This is a genomic window from Myxococcus sp. MH1, from assembly GCF_059738865.1.
Genome location: NZ_AP026947.1, coordinates 9804814 through 9820645 on the forward strand (window position 1 = coordinate 9804814; position 15832 = coordinate 9820645).

Consider the following 15832-nt stretch of genomic DNA (forward strand, 5'->3'; position numbering starts at 1 on the left):
TGTCTCCCTGTAGGGTGCGGGCGCACCGACCTTTAACACCTGCCGCCTCGTAGTACACCCGCCCCCGCAAGTGATTGCCTCGACACCGCCCGAGCGTGAATCCCACGCGGGCGCGGCCGTCTGGTGATACGCCCATGCCCACGATGAAACGCTTCGCCCTCGTCCTGTTCGCCCTCTGCTTCACCACCCTCGCCGGCTGCGCTGGCCTGCAGAGCGCGCTGAAGAAGGCCTTCAAGAAGCCCACCCTCACCTTCAAGACGGCGCGGCTGTCCAGCGCGTCCCTCTCCGACGCCACCGTCGACCTGGTCTACGAGGTCAACAACCCCAACGGCTTCGGTCTGGAGCTGGCCTCGGTGGACTACTCGTTCTTCGTCGAGGGCAAGCAGGTGGTGGCCGGCAAGCCTCGCAAGGGCCTGAACCTCAAGGCCAATGGCCGAAGCGAGCTGGTCTTCCCCGCCAACGTGCGCTTCGCGGACATCGTCCCCGTGGTGGAGACCTTCCTCAACAAGGACCGCGCCGCCTACAAGGCCCAGGGCAGCGTCGGCGTGCAGACGCCCATCGGCGTGCTCTCCTTCCCCCTCCAGAAGGAGGGCGCGTTCGACGTCCCCAAGATTCCCCAGGTCGCCTTCCAGCCCCCGCGCATCACCAACATCGGGCTGACCAGCGCCACCGTCGAGTTCCCCCTGGCCATCACCAACCGCAACAGCTTCCCCCTGCCCGTCGCCGGAATCACCGGCGCGCTCAAGGTCGCCGGCGCGGATGTGGGTACGCTGTCCACCGGCAACCTGGGCATGCTCGACGGCAGCGGGACGAAGCAGGTGACGCTGCCGCTCACCATCAACTTCGCCCGGGCCGCCTCCGCCGCCGTGGCCCTGCGCTCGGGGGGCAACGCCAAGCTGAGCCTGGACGGCAAGCTCACCTCGGACTCGCAGTCCGTCCCGCTGAACCTGAGCCAGCTGGTCAACATCGTGAAATGACGCCCGTCCGGGCGCCGGGCGGGCAGGAGCGCACCTGAAGGTTGTCCCAGGGCGTCACAGCCGTTACGGTTGGGCGCCCTTCGTGGGACACACGCCATGCGCCGCATCCTCTTCAAGTCCAAGATCCACCGCGCGACGGTGACCCAGGCCGACCTCGACTACGAGGGTTCGGTCACCATCGACCTGAACCTGCTCCGCGCGGCGGACATCATCGCCAACGAGAAGGTGGCCATCTGGAACGTCACCCAGGGCACGCGCCTGGAGACGTACGCCCTCGAGGGCGAGCCCGGCAGCGGCGTCATCTGCATCAACGGCGCCGCCGCACACCTCAACAAGCCCGGCGACCTGGTCATCATCGCGACCTTCGCCGAGGTCGAGGACGCCGAGGCCCGCGACTGGAAGCCCAAGGTCGTCTTCGTCGACGCGGCCAACCGCATCGTCCCCGGACAGACGGAGGAGATTCCGGGGCCCGCTCGCCGCATTGCCTGAGGGCAGGCGTCCTCCCGCCGTCGGCTTTCGCCTCCGCGCGCCTTTTGCCATGCTCGCCCCACCTTTTAGAGGGGGGCCCATGGCCCCGGAGGCACCATCACGATGAGGCGGCTGTGGGCGGGAGTCAGCGTGTTCGCGCTGGGACTCTCCGGATGTTCCGGGGTGGGCTCGTTCCGGCCCAACCCCAACGACGAAGACCCTCTCTACGGGGCCATCCCCGTCATCAAGGCGCCGCCCCAGACGCGCTGCGCCGGCCACGGGAAGTCCTCGGTGCGCGGCCACTGCGACGAGGCGCTCTACCTGGCCACCGAGTACACGCGGCGCCTGTCGGTCGGTGACGAGGTCTGCCTGGAGGGCGGCTACGGCGAGGAGCCGGGCTATGCGTGCAAGGCGCGCGCGGCCGTCATCGACACGTCGCCCAACCAGGTGAAGCTGGAGGTGCGCGGGGCGAAGCCGGACTCGCGCTGGTTCAACGCGGAGATGCGCCACGCCTGGTACGAGGAAGGCGCGCTGGTGGACCTCTACCTCGCCGAGCGGGGTTATTAGAGGACCCGGGACAACCCGAGGCGGGAGACACACCTCATGGCCTTCTACGACAGCGTGGCCGAGCGGCTGGCCTTCATGAAGAAGCTGACCCCGGCGGAGCTCAAGAAGCTCGGCGCGGCGCGGCTGTCGGACATCGTCCTGCAGGAGACGAAGCGGGCCCGGGTGCGGGTGGCGGAGCTGGAGAAGCGCTACCCCCGCGCGGACACCCGGGAGCTGGCCCAACGTCTGGTGGACGACAAGAAGAACCTGGCCAGCATGGTGGGCGGCGTCAGCGGCGTCTTCGGCCTGGTGGCGCTGCCCGCGGACCTGCTGTTCATGTCCTATCTGCAGATCATCCTGCTCACGGACGTGGCCACGCTCTACAAGGTGAACCTCAAGAGCGAGCGCGCCCGGGGGGAGATGTTGGACCTGTTCGGCTACGCCAACGGCCTGGGCCCCGTCCAGCGCTCCAGCCCCAAGGTGATGGGGAAGCTGGCCGCGATGGTGCTGGAGAAGGGCGGGATGCACACGCTGGGACGGGCCATGCCGCTGGTCGCCGCCCCCATCACCGCGTACTTCAACAACCAGCACATCCAGCGCGTGGGTGAGCAGGCCGTGCGCTTCTACGAGGGCTTCGACAAGGCCCACGCCAAGGCCAAGGCCCAGCGCCCCCAGCAGGCGGGGTGAGGGTTTCCCCGCGGATCCGGAAATATTCCAACGGGTCCGATATGCCTCCTTCGCCGCCACGTTCACGTCCCCAAGCAGGGGGCGAAAGCCCTCCATTCATGGCGGACGACCGACGGACTCCCAAGGGCCGGTTCGGGGAGACGGTGTCCGCGAGGCGGAGGCACGAAGATGACCGAGCTTTCGGCGGAAGTGCGTGTTCAGGTGGCGCGGTTACGCAACCTGGTCATCGATGTGGCGCGGTGTGGCGCGCTCGCCAGTCCCCTGGGTGCCTTGCCTCACCATGAGCTGGACCCCATGGAGGTCCAGGCCATCTGGTGGCTGAAGGCCGAGAGCCTGCTGCCCGTCAACGTGCTCGCCGACCGCCTGGGCGGCATCGCCCTGCCCCGCCTGAGCCGGCTGCTGGACCGGCTGGAGGATGCCAAGCTCGTGCAGCGCGAGCGCTCGGTGCGGCATGACCGCCGGCGCGTGCGCGTGCGGCTCACCGAGCAGGGACGGGCGCTGGCGGAGAACGCGGACTCGGTGGTGCAGGAGCGCATGGCGCGCCTGTTGATGCCGCTGGGGGGCGAGCAGCGCAGCGCGCTGATGGACTTGCTCGAGGGCTGGGTGGAGGCGCTGGGTTGCTGGAACCGCGCCGAGGAGCAGGCCGCCGAAGAGGCCGAGGCCAACCACCGGGCCCAGGCGCATCGACCTCGACTCGCCGCTGTCGAGGACGTAGGCGTCACCGCCAGCGCGGCCTGAGTTCCTGAGTTTCGTGGGCGCCGGCCATCCTGGGTCCGGCGCCTTCCTGTCGTCCCCGAGCGCGAGGCTCGGTGAAGTCCTGGCTCCCTGACGCCCGTCGACCTGAGTGTTCCTCGGCGACGGGGTGACGGGTGAGCGCTCCCAGCGGACCCGCGCCTCGACTGGATGCCAGCCCTCCGCTCACCAACATGGGCATCACGGCATGCGCGATGCTCACGCATCCCGAGATGACGTCTCTTCGCGCGCACGACGTGTGCCCTCCGGACGGACCAGCCCCTGCACTCGTGCAGCGTCGCGGCCAGGGCGACCCACGCGGCCTCCCGATGTGACGCCCTCGCTCCGCGAGCGCTGGACGGTTGCCACTCCAGAGGGAGCAGCCTCCCACATCCACATGAACATCGCCGCCGGGGCACGTGCGCCCTGCATCCCGAGGTGCCGCCCCTCCGCGAGCGTCCGACGGTGACCTCACCGTCCGGAACAAGTCACCGCGCATTCGCGCGAGCAGCGCGGGCACGTCGTGCGCGTGACGCGCGGCGCGGCGAGCCCCCGAGGCCGCGCAAGACCACCGGCCGCGGGGGCGCACCGCCACCCATCACGGAGTTCGCGGCGCCTCCCAACACACCCCCGCAGCGGGTCCCGACTCGCCCACCCCTCGGACCAGGCCGGAGCCATGCCCAGCAAATGCAACTTGATTACTTTTAGATCTCAGTTGCATATTTGCGGGGTTCGCGGGGACTGACCGGCTGACGCCCTCGTCGGCCGCCGACACGGTCCTGGCGCGGGAGCAGAGCGATGAAGCGAATCATCTGGAGCGTGGGAGTGGCGGGGCTCGCGCTCGCGTGCGTCGCGTCCGCGCTGTTGCGGCTCCCCGACCGCCCGCCGCCGCCCGTGGAACCCCAGGACTTCCACGTCGAGCCCACGCGCAGGGAGGAGCCCGTCGCGGTTGCTCCCCAGCCCATGGCGCCCTCGCGCCCCCCGCCCTCCGCGCCCACCCAGCCTCCGCTCCCCGACGAGCCCGAGCCGCTGGAGTTCGAGTCGCCCGACCTCGAGCAGCTCCCACCCGCGCCCTCCGTCCGCGCACGCCGTCCCCTCTCCGAGTCACGCAAGCTGCTCGTCCAGTCCCTGCGCAAGGCCCCCGCCGACCCCAAGGCGCGCCGTGACGCCGTGCTCGCGGCCTTGGAGTCCACGGGCGCGAGCCAGGAGCCCTGGACCGCCGGGGCCCGAGAAGCGCTGGACACGTGGCGACAGCGGATGGCGACGAGCATCCAGCCCGTCGAGGCCGAGCCACCGCGCTGCTTCGCCGCGGGCTGCGTCACGCGCGTCACCTTCCCGGACGCGGCCACGCACGACGCGGCCTTCCGCCTCACGCCCGAGCTGCGTCTGCCGGGCAACGCCGCGCACCTGCAACTCCCCGCCGAGCACCTCGCCTCGGGCCAGGTCCTGGCCACCTGGGTCGTGCTCCGCCCGGACACGCCCTGAGCCACCGCCCTTCGCAGTCGACACACCCGCCGTACCCACAACAAGGAGAAGTCCCCAGATGAAGCCCCAGTCCCTGCTGCACAAGTCCCTGCTCGCCACCAGCGTCGCGCTCCTGCTCACCGGCTGCGGCACCACCGCCGAGGAGCCGGCCGTCCAGGCCGAGGCGCTGACCACCAGCGAGTCCGCGCTGCTCTTCGGCGCCCTGCCCTCCTGCGACGAGCCGGAGGAGCTCGACGAGGTCATCGAGCACGCGTGCATCCACGCGGAGATGGGACCCTTCGAGCCCGTCACCGCCGCGGCTCTCGGCGCCCCCGTGCTGGTGGACGTCAGCGCGCCCCACACCACGTTCAACATCAGCCTGCCGCGGAGCACGAACTCCTGGGGCTGGGCCGGCCGCGTCTCGTTCCTCCCGGATGAGTCCGGTGAGTTCGCCTTCATGCTGTCGCGCAACCGCGGCCTGCGCATCTACGAGGCGGCCACCGGCACCGAGGTGGCGCGTGAGTGCCGCTACGAAGTCCCCGCCGAGGTCTGCGGCGCGCTGAAGACCACCATCCTCGCGGACCTCGAGGCCGACACCGAGTACTACCTGGAGTTCCGCTCCGTGCTGCGCCGCAACGCCTCCTTCTCGCTCATCGTCGAGGAGGCCGGTCACCACCACGAGGAGTAACCCCTCACCGGCGGGTGCCTGGAACCGTTCCGGGCACTTCCGCCCCAGGCAGCGTCGTTCAAGACCTTCTTCCCAGCCCGCCTCTCAATGACATCCACCTCTCGAGCCTTCGTGGAGCGCTCCCCCATGCGTTGGAAACTCCGTGCCCTCCTGGCCACGCTCGCCCTGGCGACCTCCGCCTGCGGTGGCGACGCCCCTCCGCCCGAACCCAAGCCCGAGCCCTCGGCGGACCCGTGCGAGCCCCATGGCCACATCCACCGCGAGCCCGAGGGTGACTGGTGTCACTGCAACAAGGGCTACCTGGCCGCGCAGGACGGCCTCTCCTGCGTCGTGGACCCCGACTACGTCCCCAGCGAGGGCTTCGACTTCGGCGACGACGGAGAGCACGCCTGCTGGCACGTCGAAAGCGGTCCCTTCGTCACCGTCACCGCCTCCACCACCCGCGACCCTCGCGTCGACGACTTCCACACCTACTACACCGTGAAGCTGCGCGAGGTGGATGGCCAGTACACCGGCACGTTCAACTACAAGGCCTTCGCCTCCGGCAACTTTGTCGTCTACCTGAGCACCCCGGACGTCCCCGTCACCCTCGTGGAGACCGCCGTCCAGAAGACCGTGCCCCCCGCGGGCACCCGACCCACCGGCGACTTCTGCTCGGGCTTGAAACACATGGTCGGCTACGAGCTGACCGACCGCGTCCAATACACGCTCACGCTCGGCCCCACCTCGCACACCGAGCTCGGCATGGTCATCGAACACCTCCAGTAACGCGATACGCGATGGCTCCTGGAAATCGTACGCGCCGTTATTGCAACTGAGTTACCATTAAGACATGAATACCGGCGCCGTGGCGTGTCTCGGGACGCCGCTCCGGTGCCCGCGCGTCGCGCCCGGCCTTGAAAGGAAATCCCACATGAAGATGCTGAAGCAGACCCTCTGCGGTGCGTTGCTCGGGCTGTCGCTCGCGGCCTGCGGACCGACGGAGGACGTGGAGCAGGAGTCGACCGGCCAGGCCGAGCAGCCGCTGGAGGCCGGGTGCGTGTCGGTGGACGACACCCTCATGACGACGCACGCGTGCACCCACGCGAGCAACAGCGGCGACAACGTGAACGTGACGGCCAGCGCCACGCGCGTGGACACGGCGCCGGACATCAGCACGCAGCACAAGCACTACACGCTCACCCTGCCGGCGGGCGCCGAGGGCTCGGTGACGTTCACCCCGACCAACGTGTCCGGGAGCGGCACCGTGGAGTCCGTCGCGTTCTACGTGAACAAGAACGTGGCCCTCACCGTGGTGAACGCCACCACCAGCGCGACGGTGTCGCCGCTCATCAACGAGTCCGTCGCGGAGACGGGCTGCTCGCTCATCAAGGCGCAGGTCTACGACCTCACGCCGGGCACCGAGTACATCGTCGTCTCGGCCACCGCGTCGGGCAACCAGGTGGGCATCGTCCCCGAGTACCTCTACAACAACCGCGACCGCTACTACCGGGACCAGGACGGTGACGGCTACGGCGTGAACACGCCCGTCTACCGCTTCGCCTGTGAGGTCAACAGCGGCTACTCGAAGACGCGCTTCGACTGCGACGACACCAACCCCGCCATCTTCAACTGCTGACAGTCGCTGATTCGTCACAAGGAGTCCGCGTGACTCCCGGCGGGGCACCCCAGACATCCGGGGTGCTCCGCCCTCGTCCTTTGACTCACCCTCGCGAGGTCACACCCGATGCGCTTCTCCAACGCGGCCACGTTGCTGGCCACCTGCACCCTGCTGGCCCTGACGGGCTGCGACAATGACGACCCCACGCCCACGCCTCCGGATGCAGGCTCGACGACGGACGCGGGCCCCGACGCGGGCGACACCGCGCCGCCCACGGTGACGGGCACCACGCCCGCGGCCGACGCGGTGGACGTGGCGCCCGGCAGCGCCATCACGGTGCGCTTCAGCGAGCCCGTCCAGCGGGACTCGGGCACGGTGCGCGCCGCGGATGGCGACGTCATCCTCTCGCTGGAGACGGGGCACTGGGAGGACGAGGGGCGCACGCTCATCGCGCACCCCACGCAACCCCTTCGCGCTGGCGCGAAGGTGGACGTCACGGTGGAGCGCTTCGAGGACCTCGCCGGCAACCGACAGGCGACGGCGTACAGCTTCTCGTTCCAGGTGGGCGCGGACGTCGCGCGGCCCCACGTCGTGACCTCGAATCCGGCGGAGGGCGCCACGGGTGTGCTGCCGGTGCAGACGTACAAGGTCGGCACGAGCACGACGCTGCGGCGGCTCGTCACCGTCACGTTCAACGAGAAGATGGACGTCACGGAGGGCCGCGTGACGCTGCGGGATGAGAGCGCGCCCGCCAACGCGCCGCGCTCGCTCACGGGCACCTGGTCCGAGGACGCGCTGACGCTCACCGTCTCGATTCCCCGGCCGGAGTCGGACCTGCCGCCGCTCGAAGAGGAGAGCCGTTACTCGGTGGACCTCACGCTCCTGCGCAACGAGGCGGGCCATGCGCTGGACACCACGCACGCGAACCTGGGAGACGGGCGGCTCGACTTCACCACGGGCAAGCGCGACGGCGTCACCGAGCACGCCTGTGGCCACGCCCTGCTGGAGGCCCCTGTCGCCGTCACGGCGGGCGCATCCCCCACGGCCATGTATCCCGCGACGGACGCGCCCCACGAGTTCTACGAGCTGACGCTCCCCGCGAACGGCGGCGCGTTCCTCGGCTACTCGGAGGTCGTCTCGGACGAGCGCGACCGGCCGGTCGTCCTGTACCTGAACCAGGACGTGCCCATCGTGGTGCACGACGTGACGGAGGCCGAGACGGTGGTCCCCTCCACCGTGACGCCCGCGCCGCAGGTCTGCCTGCCCGCCATCACCCACACGCTGAAGTTCACCGCGCCCGCCGGTGACCGCTTCCTGCGCCTCACCTACGGCCCGACGCCACTGGAGAAGTTCACCTTCGTCTTCGAGCGGTACTGAAGCGCGCCTCGAAGGACCGAGCGCACCGTGTGGGCCCTGGGTGCGGGCTTCACTCGGTGCGCTTGCGCCGTCTGGACATGATGCGGCTCAGGGCCACCTCGGTGATGCCCAGGTAGGCCGCCACGTCGCGCTGCGGGACGCGGCCGCGCAGGTGCGGGTGCTCCGCCCAGAAGGTGTCCAGCCGCTCCTCCGCGGACAGCTCCAGGAACTCCTGCTCGCGGCGCTCCTTCAACAGGAAGTGCCGCTCGGCGACGCGGCGCGCCACGCGCATCCAGCACGGGTGGCCCTCCTCCAGCGCCTGGAAGTCCTGCGTGCGGAACACCAGCACCCGTGCGGGCTCCAGCGCCTCGATGGACGTCATCGATGGCTGTCGCTGCAACATCTCCGCGTAGGCGCCCAGGAGTTCACCCTCGGCGCGGAACGCCTTCACCGACTCGCCGCCCCGCGCGGAGACGCGCACCAGGCGGAACACGCCCTGGAGCACCACGGCGAAGCGGTCCGCCGGGTCTCCGGGACGCAGGAAGTGGGCCTTGCGCTCCACCGCCTGCTCCCTCGCGAACGACTCGGCGCGCTCCCACTCACCCGGGGGAATGGGGCCGAGCGGGGCGAGCTGCTCGTAGAGCGTCGGGAATCTCACGGGTAGGTGGGACGAGGTTAACCCAGGTTAAGGCGCCCAGCGAGCCGGGCGCCGTACACCCGAGGGCATGTCCATCAACGTCTACGCCATCGCCACGCCCTTCGTCATCGCGCTGGCGCTGGGCGAGTTCATCTACTGCGTGGCGAAGCGCAACGGCTATTACAGCTTCCAGGACTCCATCGCGAGCGTGGGCACCGCGGTCCTCAACCAGTGCGTCAACGTGGCCGTGGCGCTGATGGTGCTGCCCCTGTTCACGCTGCTGGGCGAGCTGTCCCTGTGGCGCATCGACAGCACATCGCCGTGGGCGCTCGTCGGCCTCTTCCTGGGCGTCGACTTCCTCTTCTACTGGTTCCACCGCTTCGGGCACCGCACCAACATCGGCTGGGCCGCGCACTCGCCGCACCACTCCACCGAGGAGCTCAACTACGCGGTGGCCCTGCGCGCCAGCGTCACCCAGCGGCTGTTCTCGTTCCTGTTCTACTGGCCGCTCGTCGTCATCGGCTTCTCGCCGGAGGCCGTGCTCGCCATGGTGGCCTTCCACCTGGTGCTCCAGTTCATCCCCCACACCCGCGTCATCCCCAAGCTGCCCCGGTGGATTGAGTCCTGGCTCAACACGCCCTCGCACCACCGCGTGCACCACGCGCGCAATGACGTCTACATCGACAAGAACTACGCGGGCTTCCTCATCATCTGGGACAAGCTGTTCGGCACGTACCGGGAGGAGACGGAGGAGTGCTCCTACGGCGTCACCACGCCGCCCAACACGTGGGACCCCACCGTCATCAACTTCCAGTTCTGGGCGAAGCTGTGCAGCGACGCGGTGAAGACGCGCAGTTGGTGGGACAAGCTGCGGCTGTGGGTGATGCCCACCGGCTGGCGCCCCGCGGACCTGCCGGCCCGCGTGGAGACGAAGTGGAACCAGACGGGCGTCGAGGTGAAGTTCCAGTCCACCGAGCTGCCCAATATCCGCGGCTACCTCGTCTTCCAGATGATTGCGTCGATGCCCTTCATGTTGCTGGTCAGCCACCACGCCTCGCCGCTGTCGGGCTGGCAGAAGCTGATGCTCAGCGTCTTCTTCTGGGGCATGGCCACCGCGTGGGGCGGGATGATGGAGTCCAAGCGCTGGGGCCTGCCGCTGGAGATGGCGCGGGTGTTCGCCATGGGGGGCGCCGTGACGCTGTGGCTCGCCCAGGCGAACGCGCCCATGTCGTGGCGGGCGCTCACCGTGGGCTGGCTCGCGGTGACGCTGGTGTGGCTGAGCATCTCGCGCGCGACCCGCCGGAGCGCGTCTCCCGTGCCCGGTGGCGCGAGCACGTCATGACGTGAAGCCCGGCTCCCACGCCCCCGAGAAGGCCGTGAAGCGCCGCACGTTGACGGACAACGCGCGGTGCACCTGGGTCTCGGCCGTCACGTCCACCGGGAGCCCCTCGGTGGACGGAGGGAGCCGGTCGAAGTGCGCGCCCTGGAACCACTGATGGGGGCGGACCTCCACGACGAAGAGGCCGTCGTCGTCCAGGTCCGCCTCGATGGGCACGAAGTCCACGCGCTGGAGTTCCACGGGCGGAGGGAAGTCGAGCGCGACGCGGAAGGGGACGCGCTGCTCGCCCCGGAAGGCCGTGCCCTCCATCAGCACGGAGTGCCCCTGCAGCGCCGCGCCCTCGTCGCCGAGTGCCCGAGAGGGCGGCTGGAGCAGCAGGGAGAACGAGCGCGCACGACCCGCGATGCCGGGAGAGCGCCCGAGCACCCGCGCGTCACCCTGGGCGAGCAGGTCGAACACCACCTCGCGGTCCCACTCACCGAGCACCGTGCCTCCGGAGAAGAAGTCTCCGTCGTGCGCGTGGGCCGTGGGAAGGAGCACGTCCATCAGCGAGCGGAGGACCCCGCGCGCCTGTTGCTGGAGGGGGGACGCGTTCTCGAAGAGGTAGATGGGCCCCAGCACCATCCGCGCCGAGGTGAGCCGCACGCCCCAGCCCGTGTCCGTGGTGAACTCACCGACCTGCGTGGCCTCGGGCGCGAGCGCGGTGCGCAGGCCCATGTGGAACACGATGCCGCGACCACCGGTGCCGGAGAGTCCACAGGCTGAGCCACCCGCCGCGAGGGCCGCGCCCAGGCCCAGCGTGAAGGCACGGCGGGACATGCCGCGAGGAAACACGGGCGAGCTCATGGAGAGTCCTCCTCGAAGTCCAGGTACAGCGTGAGGGTGCCGCGGAAGGTGCGCGGAGGCCCGGCGGTGAAGTGCCGCGTGGCGAGCAGCGAGGCGGGCGCATCCGCGCCACGGAAGTTGGAGACGTAGTTGAGCTCCGTCTCGCGCCAGCGCGTATCGAGCGCGTTCTCCACGGACACGCCGAACTCCACCCAGCTCCAGCGCGCGCGCGTGGCCACGTCGAAGAGGAAGACGGGCGCGCTGTAGCGGTCGAGAGGGAGCGGCCGAGGCCCCACCGCGCTGTGCCCCAACGCCACGTTCCAGCCCACGCGCTCACCCGCAAGCGTGACGTCGCCGCGCACCGACGCATCCAGTCGACCCAGCAGCGCCGGGATGTAGGGCATCACCGCGCCATCCCACAGCTTCCACGCGGACGCGCCGGGCGTGGGCAGCGTGGCGCGCGCCCAGGCGATGGAGGCCTGCACGTCCATCCACTCGCTCCACACGAAGCGGCCCGTGGCGAAGGCGCCCAGGCGCTGCGACGCGCCGATGGGTTGATTGCGGCCCAGGCGCTCGTCGAAGACGAAGTCCTGCGACACACGGGTGGCGAAGACAGCACCGCGTGCCTCCAGGGTGTACGGATGCCCCTCGCCCTCCAGCCGCCAGCCGAGCCCCGTCTCTCCCGAGGCCACCCGCGCATACGGCGCCAGCTCCGCGTCGGACAGCGCGGCCGCGTCACTGGAGCGCGCGCCGAGCCCCGCGCTCGTCATCCAGGTGAGCCGGGGGGACAGCTTCACCTCCGCGCTGGCCCTGGGACTGGCGAAGAAGCCATAGGCATCCACGGACTCATCCGTGAGCCGGGGCCCGTCCCGGTCCACCGCGGGACGGTTCAGGTCCTCCACGCCGAACAGGAACGTGTCCAGCCGCAGGCCCGCGCGCAGCGTGAGCCAGGGACGGGGCGAGACGCGCAGGGACGCGTAGCCACCCAGGTTCGTGGTGCGCACCTGGTTGTCGTAGAGCGTGGCGTAGGGCGCGCCGCCGCTGTCCCGCAGTCGCCGTGAGCGCGTGCGCACGTCGTCGTAGCGGGCCACGTAGCCCAGCTCCAGCGGACGCGCTTCCCCCAGCAACGTGAGCCCCGGGATGTACCGACCGCGCAGGCCCAGCGTGTTGCCGCGATAGAAGCCCTCCGCCGTGTCGCCTCGCTGGGACTGACCAACGGGCGGGGTGTCCTGCATGAAACCGGTGAAGTTGTCGCGGATGCGAGTCTGGCGCAGCACCACGTACCCCTGCTGCACCAGTCGGCCGCCGCGCTTCAGCCGAGACTGGAGCTCGGCGGAGACGATGTGGCGCTGGCTCGCGCCGCCCTGGTTCTCGTCGTAGAAGCAGAAGAACTGTGAGTCCGCGTCCGGCGCGCAGGGCAGCCGCGAGTCCACCACGTCCGTCTCGCGCACCACCCCCGCGGAGGCGAAGCGCGCGCCATAGCTCGTGCCGAGCAACCGCAGCCGGGTGTCATCACCGAGGAGCAGTTCCACCTGCGCCATGGCGCTCGCGTTGGCGAACGAGCGATTCGGCCCGAAGCCGTCGCCCTGACGCAGGAGCAGTCCCACGAAGGTGGCCTCGCTGGACTCGGGCGGGCCCCACACCAGCGCGAGCCGACGCGAGGCGAAGCTGCCGTAGCTGACCGACGTGGTGAGCCCCCGGCGCTTCAGCCCGAGCTGGTACTCCACCGTGCCCGCCACGCCGAAGTCTCCCTGGGACGCGTCATAGGGACCTTCCGTCACTCGAAGCGCGTCCACCAGCTCCGGGATGATGAAGTACGTGTCCGCGTAGCCGTGGCCGTGCGCGTGGGAGACCTCATTGAGGGGCACGCCGTTGAGGCGCATCTCCACGTCCTTGCCCTCGCCCGCGTCGAAGCCCCGGATGAACACCGTCTCCGCGTGTCCTTCGCCTCCGTGGTTCGCGAGCATCACGCCGGGCGCGAGCAACATCAGGTCGGAGGCGGAGTTGCGCGGCACGTCCGCGAGCTGCCCCACCTCGATGTGGAAGTCGCCCACCGCGACGGGCGGAGGCGCCGCGGCGACATCGCGGACGGTGGTGGAGAGGACCCGCTCGGAGGACTTCGTCTCCCTTGTGACGCCCTGCTCCCGTAACGAATCCGAACTCTCTGCGTCGTCCGAGGTTGAAGCGCCCGGAGCAGCGCCTGTTTGCGCCGATGACGCGATGCTCGTCGCCTCACCTGGCGATGCGCTACCAGCCGCCGCGCCTTGGGCCGAAGCTCCCCGCAACGAGCGGGACTCCGCCGCGGAACCGAGCCCATCGCTCGGCGATTCAGCCCCGGCCGCCGTGCTTCGAGCCGACGCCTCCCGCGAAGAGCGGGACGCCATCGAGGAGCCGAGTTCATCGCTCGGCGATTCACCGCCAGCCGCCGAACCATCCGACGTGGACCGGGCGCCCGTCGATTCGCTCCCTCGCGCCGGCACAGCCGTGGCGGCCATCGCCTCACCATGATGGTGCGCCCCCACGCCACCCGCCGCCTCCGGGACGAAGTGCACCGGCACATCCACCCGCACCTCGAGCGGCGCCTCACCCCGTCGCGCCGGCTGGAAGCGCCACCGCACCGCCGCCTCCATCGCCGCCCGGTCGAACACCCGCCCCGCCGAGGCCTGCACCTCCGCGCGCGACACCTCCCCCGCCTCGTCGATGGTCAGCCGCAACACCACCGTCGCCGGCCGCTCCAACACCGGCGCATCCACCGGCATCGACGGCGGCGCCGCCTCCACCGGAACCGGCGGTGTGATGGGCACCTCCTCCAGCGCCCCCATCGCACACATCACCAGCATCGCAATCCACACGGCGAGGCCCTCACTCCTGGAACCGGCGGCACCCGCCACCGCGAACGTCGACCGCTCGCAGATACAACGAGCCCGCTTGAATCGCAACTTGGTTGCATATACATCCCAGGAACATGAAAACGAACCCGAGAGGTCTCCTGCTCTGCGTGCTCGCCCCCCTGCTGTTCGCGGGCTGCGACAACGTGGCCACCGGAGACGTGCGCGTGACGATGAGCGGTGGGGACGGCACCCAGCGCGGCCTGCCGGACACCCTCTTCCAGGATGGCTGGTCCGTGCAGTTCACCAAGTACCTGGTGTCCCTGGGCGAGGTGCGCCTGACGTCCGCGTCCGGCGAGGTGCGCGAAAGCCCGCGCCACGTGCTGGTGGACGTGCAGAAGGGAGACATCCCGCTCACGGAGCTTTCGGGCCTGCCCGCGGGCCGCTGGGACGTGGGCTTCCGGGTCAGCCCTCCCCACGACGGCACCGAGCTGGCCGACGGACAGGTCTCCGCCGACGACCTGCACAGGATGCGCGAGCGCGGCTTCAGCTACTGGGTGGAGGGGCGCGCGGTGAAGTCCGGTGTGGGTGTGTTCGAATTCCGGATGGGCTTCCCCGTCGACGCGCGCATGGTGGACTGCATCAACGGGGTGGACGGCACCCAGGGCATCATCGTCCCCGAGGGCTCACGCGCGGACGTGGAGGTCACCATCCACGCCGAGCACATGTTCTACGACAGGCTCGGGACCCACCGGGGCGTGCAGCTGCGCTTCGACGCCATCGCCGCGACGGCGACCGAGGGCAACCTCATCACTCCGGAGGGACTCGCCTCCCAGCTGCTCACCGACCTGCGAGGTCGGGACGGAGGCGAGCTGCGCGACGCGGCGGGTCAACCCGTGGTGTATCTGCCCGGCGCCCACGATGTGCGCACGCTGCAGCAATTCGTCACCCAGAGCATCGTCGACCAGGCCCACCTCAACGGCGGAGGGGTTTGCACGGTCGCCAAATGACGGAGCGACCCGCGGACGAGCCCGCCCCCCTGGACTTGGCCCACCGGGCGCCGCTAGGAAAGTGACATGGACTCTCCCGCGCACCTGCAAGCCCGCATGGCTCTCTGCCGTCCCGAACACCTGGTGCTCGACCTGTTCGTCCACTGTCTCAGGGAGAGCATCGCCAGGAGGATGGGCCAGTCGCTCGCCATCGCCGCCCAAGCGCCCATCCCCGCCGTCCCCGCGCGCGGCGCGCCCACCCACCGGCCCGCCAGCGACTACCTGGCGCTGCTGCACGAGGGCGCCCTGTCCGTGGGAGAGAAGCTGGGTGAGGACTACGCGGCCGCGGTGGAGCAGCTGTCCTTCACCGCCGCCTCCCACGTCTTCTCCGCCCCCGTGGGCGAGATGGTCATGGCCATCACCGGCGAGGACCCGCACCGCGGCCTGTCCGTGGGCTCGGGCCTGGCGGGCGCCACCAGCACCTTCGGCGAGCGCGAGTACGAGCGCGTCTCCGACACCACCGCGCGCCTGAGCTTCAAGGACGAGTTCTTCGGCCCCGCGTGGTGCAGCGGCCTGGTGCGCAGCGGCCTCTTGCAGACCAACCCCGAGCGCCGCTTCCGCGTCGAGCTGGAGTCGGGCGAGCCGCCCTACAAGGACTTCTCCCTGCTCATCCACTGGTGAGCCGCCCCACCTCAC

Annotated in this window: 16 protein-coding genes; 13 read left to right on the forward strand and 3 right to left on the reverse strand. The window is 70.1% G+C overall.

The genetic code is table 11. The annotated features are described in order from the left end of the window. Positions 1 to 134 precede the first annotated feature (134 nt). The 10 genes from AC6JA9_RS38785 (at position 135) to AC6JA9_RS38830 (ending at position 8539) form a co-directional block, all read left to right on the forward strand. A complete protein-coding gene (locus tag AC6JA9_RS38785; RefSeq protein ID WP_223749638.1) occupies positions 135 to 977 on the forward strand; it encodes an LEA/WHy family protein in 843 nt (280 codons plus the stop codon). A 96-nt stretch (positions 978 to 1073) separates the two neighbouring features. Next, entirely contained in the window at positions 1074 to 1466 is a 393-nt protein-coding gene (gene panD / locus AC6JA9_RS38790) for an aspartate 1-decarboxylase (protein ID WP_141329993.1), read from the forward strand. A gap of 102 nt (positions 1467 to 1568) precedes the next feature. Beyond that, complete coding sequence (locus tag AC6JA9_RS38795) at positions 1569 to 2012, forward strand: hypothetical protein (protein WP_223749637.1); 444 nt, start codon at positions 1569 to 1571, stop codon at positions 2010 to 2012. Between the two features lie 36 nt (positions 2013 to 2048). Next, positions 2049 to 2678, forward strand: a complete 630-nt coding sequence (locus AC6JA9_RS38800; protein WP_223749636.1) for an EcsC family protein — start codon at positions 2049 to 2051, stop codon at positions 2676 to 2678. Positions 2679 to 2846: 168 nt separating this feature from the next. Next, positions 2847 to 3416 carry a MarR family winged helix-turn-helix transcriptional regulator gene (locus tag AC6JA9_RS38805; RefSeq protein ID WP_223749635.1) on the forward strand — a complete coding sequence of 190 codons (570 nt, stop codon included), beginning with the start codon at positions 2847 to 2849 and terminating at the stop codon, positions 3414 to 3416. A gap of 792 nt (positions 3417 to 4208) precedes the next feature. Continuing rightward, positions 4209 to 4895, forward strand: coding sequence for a hypothetical protein (locus tag AC6JA9_RS38810; RefSeq protein ID WP_223749634.1), 687 nt, complete (start codon positions 4209 to 4211; stop codon positions 4893 to 4895). Positions 4896 to 4953: 58 nt separating this feature from the next. Further along, on the forward strand, positions 4954 to 5562 hold the full coding sequence (locus AC6JA9_RS38815) for a hypothetical protein (RefSeq protein ID WP_223749633.1): 609 nt from the start codon (positions 4954 to 4956) through the stop codon (positions 5560 to 5562). A gap of 126 nt (positions 5563 to 5688) precedes the next feature. Then, complete coding sequence (locus AC6JA9_RS38820) at positions 5689 to 6330, forward strand: hypothetical protein (protein WP_223749632.1); 642 nt, start codon at positions 5689 to 5691, stop codon at positions 6328 to 6330. Positions 6331 to 6475: 145 nt separating this feature from the next. Then, positions 6476 to 7180 (forward strand): DUF859 domain-containing protein, encoded by a 705-nt coding sequence (locus tag AC6JA9_RS38825; protein WP_223749631.1) that lies wholly within the window; start codon positions 6476 to 6478, stop codon positions 7178 to 7180. Positions 7181 to 7288: 108 nt separating this feature from the next. Then, positions 7289 to 8539: an Ig-like domain-containing domain gene (locus AC6JA9_RS38830; protein WP_223749630.1), complete on the forward strand. Its 1251-nt coding sequence runs from the start codon at positions 7289 to 7291 to the stop codon at positions 8537 to 8539. Between the two features lie 49 nt (positions 8540 to 8588). On the opposite strand, the gene AC6JA9_RS38835 is transcribed toward AC6JA9_RS38830, so the two are convergent. Then, entirely contained in the window at positions 8589 to 9176 is a 588-nt protein-coding gene (locus AC6JA9_RS38835; protein ID WP_223749629.1) for a Crp/Fnr family transcriptional regulator, read from the reverse strand. Positions 9177 to 9243: 67 nt separating this feature from the next. Between AC6JA9_RS38835 and AC6JA9_RS38840 the strand changes: the two genes are divergently transcribed. After that, positions 9244 to 10497 (forward strand): sterol desaturase family protein, encoded by a 1254-nt coding sequence (locus AC6JA9_RS38840; RefSeq protein ID WP_223782826.1) that lies wholly within the window; start codon positions 9244 to 9246, stop codon positions 10495 to 10497. Here the strand turns inward: AC6JA9_RS38840 and AC6JA9_RS38845 are convergent. Together AC6JA9_RS38845 and AC6JA9_RS38850 are read right to left on the reverse strand one after the other, a co-directional pair. Further along, on the reverse strand, positions 10492 to 11340 hold the full coding sequence (locus tag AC6JA9_RS38845) for a hypothetical protein (protein WP_497958645.1): 849 nt from the start codon (positions 11338 to 11340) through the stop codon (positions 10492 to 10494). The two genes, AC6JA9_RS38840 and AC6JA9_RS38845, sit on opposite strands and share 6 nt — an antisense overlap. Then, positions 11337 to 14171, reverse strand: a complete 2835-nt coding sequence (locus tag AC6JA9_RS38850; RefSeq protein WP_497958646.1) for a TonB family protein — start codon at positions 14169 to 14171, stop codon at positions 11337 to 11339. The genes AC6JA9_RS38845 and AC6JA9_RS38850 overlap by 4 nt, the downstream gene beginning before the upstream one ends. 113 nt (positions 14172 to 14284) lie before the next feature. Here AC6JA9_RS38850 and AC6JA9_RS38855 point away from each other — a divergent pair, with 113 nt between their 5' ends. Continuing rightward, positions 14285 to 15157 carry a hypothetical protein gene (locus AC6JA9_RS38855; RefSeq protein WP_223782829.1) on the forward strand — a complete coding sequence of 291 codons (873 nt, stop codon included), beginning with the start codon at positions 14285 to 14287 and terminating at the stop codon, positions 15155 to 15157. 66 nt (positions 15158 to 15223) lie between these two features. Then, the gene (locus tag AC6JA9_RS38860) at positions 15224 to 15817 is read left to right on the forward strand and encodes a DUF2378 family protein (protein ID WP_223749625.1); all 594 of its coding nucleotides are present in this window, start codon (positions 15224 to 15226) and stop codon (positions 15815 to 15817) included. Positions 15818 to 15832 lie beyond the last annotated feature (15 nt).

What these genes read in the sequence shown, in the direction of transcription:
- AC6JA9_RS38785 (WP_223749638.1), top strand. Translation starts at nt 135, where the DNA reads ATGCCCACGATGAAACGCTTCGCCCTCGTCCTGTTCGCCCTCTGCTTC.
- panD (WP_141329993.1), top strand. Translation starts at nt 1,074, where the DNA reads ATGCGCCGCATCCTCTTCAAGTCCAAGATCCACCGCGCGACGGTGACC.
- AC6JA9_RS38795 (WP_223749637.1), top strand. Translation starts at nt 1,569, where the DNA reads ATGAGGCGGCTGTGGGCGGGAGTCAGCGTGTTCGCGCTGGGACTCTCC.
- AC6JA9_RS38800 (WP_223749636.1), top strand. Translation starts at nt 2,049, where the DNA reads ATGGCCTTCTACGACAGCGTGGCCGAGCGGCTGGCCTTCATGAAGAAG.
- AC6JA9_RS38805 (WP_223749635.1), top strand. Translation starts at nt 2,847, where the DNA reads ATGACCGAGCTTTCGGCGGAAGTGCGTGTTCAGGTGGCGCGGTTACGC.
- AC6JA9_RS38810 (WP_223749634.1), top strand. Translation starts at nt 4,209, where the DNA reads ATGAAGCGAATCATCTGGAGCGTGGGAGTGGCGGGGCTCGCGCTCGCG.
- AC6JA9_RS38815 (WP_223749633.1), top strand. Translation starts at nt 4,954, where the DNA reads ATGAAGCCCCAGTCCCTGCTGCACAAGTCCCTGCTCGCCACCAGCGTC.
- AC6JA9_RS38820 (WP_223749632.1), top strand. Translation starts at nt 5,689, where the DNA reads ATGCGTTGGAAACTCCGTGCCCTCCTGGCCACGCTCGCCCTGGCGACC.
- AC6JA9_RS38825 (WP_223749631.1), top strand. Translation starts at nt 6,476, where the DNA reads ATGAAGATGCTGAAGCAGACCCTCTGCGGTGCGTTGCTCGGGCTGTCG.
- AC6JA9_RS38830 (WP_223749630.1), top strand. Translation starts at nt 7,289, where the DNA reads ATGCGCTTCTCCAACGCGGCCACGTTGCTGGCCACCTGCACCCTGCTG.
- AC6JA9_RS38840 (WP_223782826.1), top strand. Translation starts at nt 9,244, where the DNA reads ATGTCCATCAACGTCTACGCCATCGCCACGCCCTTCGTCATCGCGCTG.
- AC6JA9_RS38845 (WP_497958645.1), bottom strand. Translation starts at nt 11,340, where the DNA reads ATGAGCTCGCCCGTGTTTCCTCGCGGCATGTCCCGCCGTGCCTTCACG.
- AC6JA9_RS38855 (WP_223782829.1), top strand. Translation starts at nt 14,285, where the DNA reads ATGAAAACGAACCCGAGAGGTCTCCTGCTCTGCGTGCTCGCCCCCCTG.
- AC6JA9_RS38860 (WP_223749625.1), top strand. Translation starts at nt 15,224, where the DNA reads ATGGACTCTCCCGCGCACCTGCAAGCCCGCATGGCTCTCTGCCGTCCC.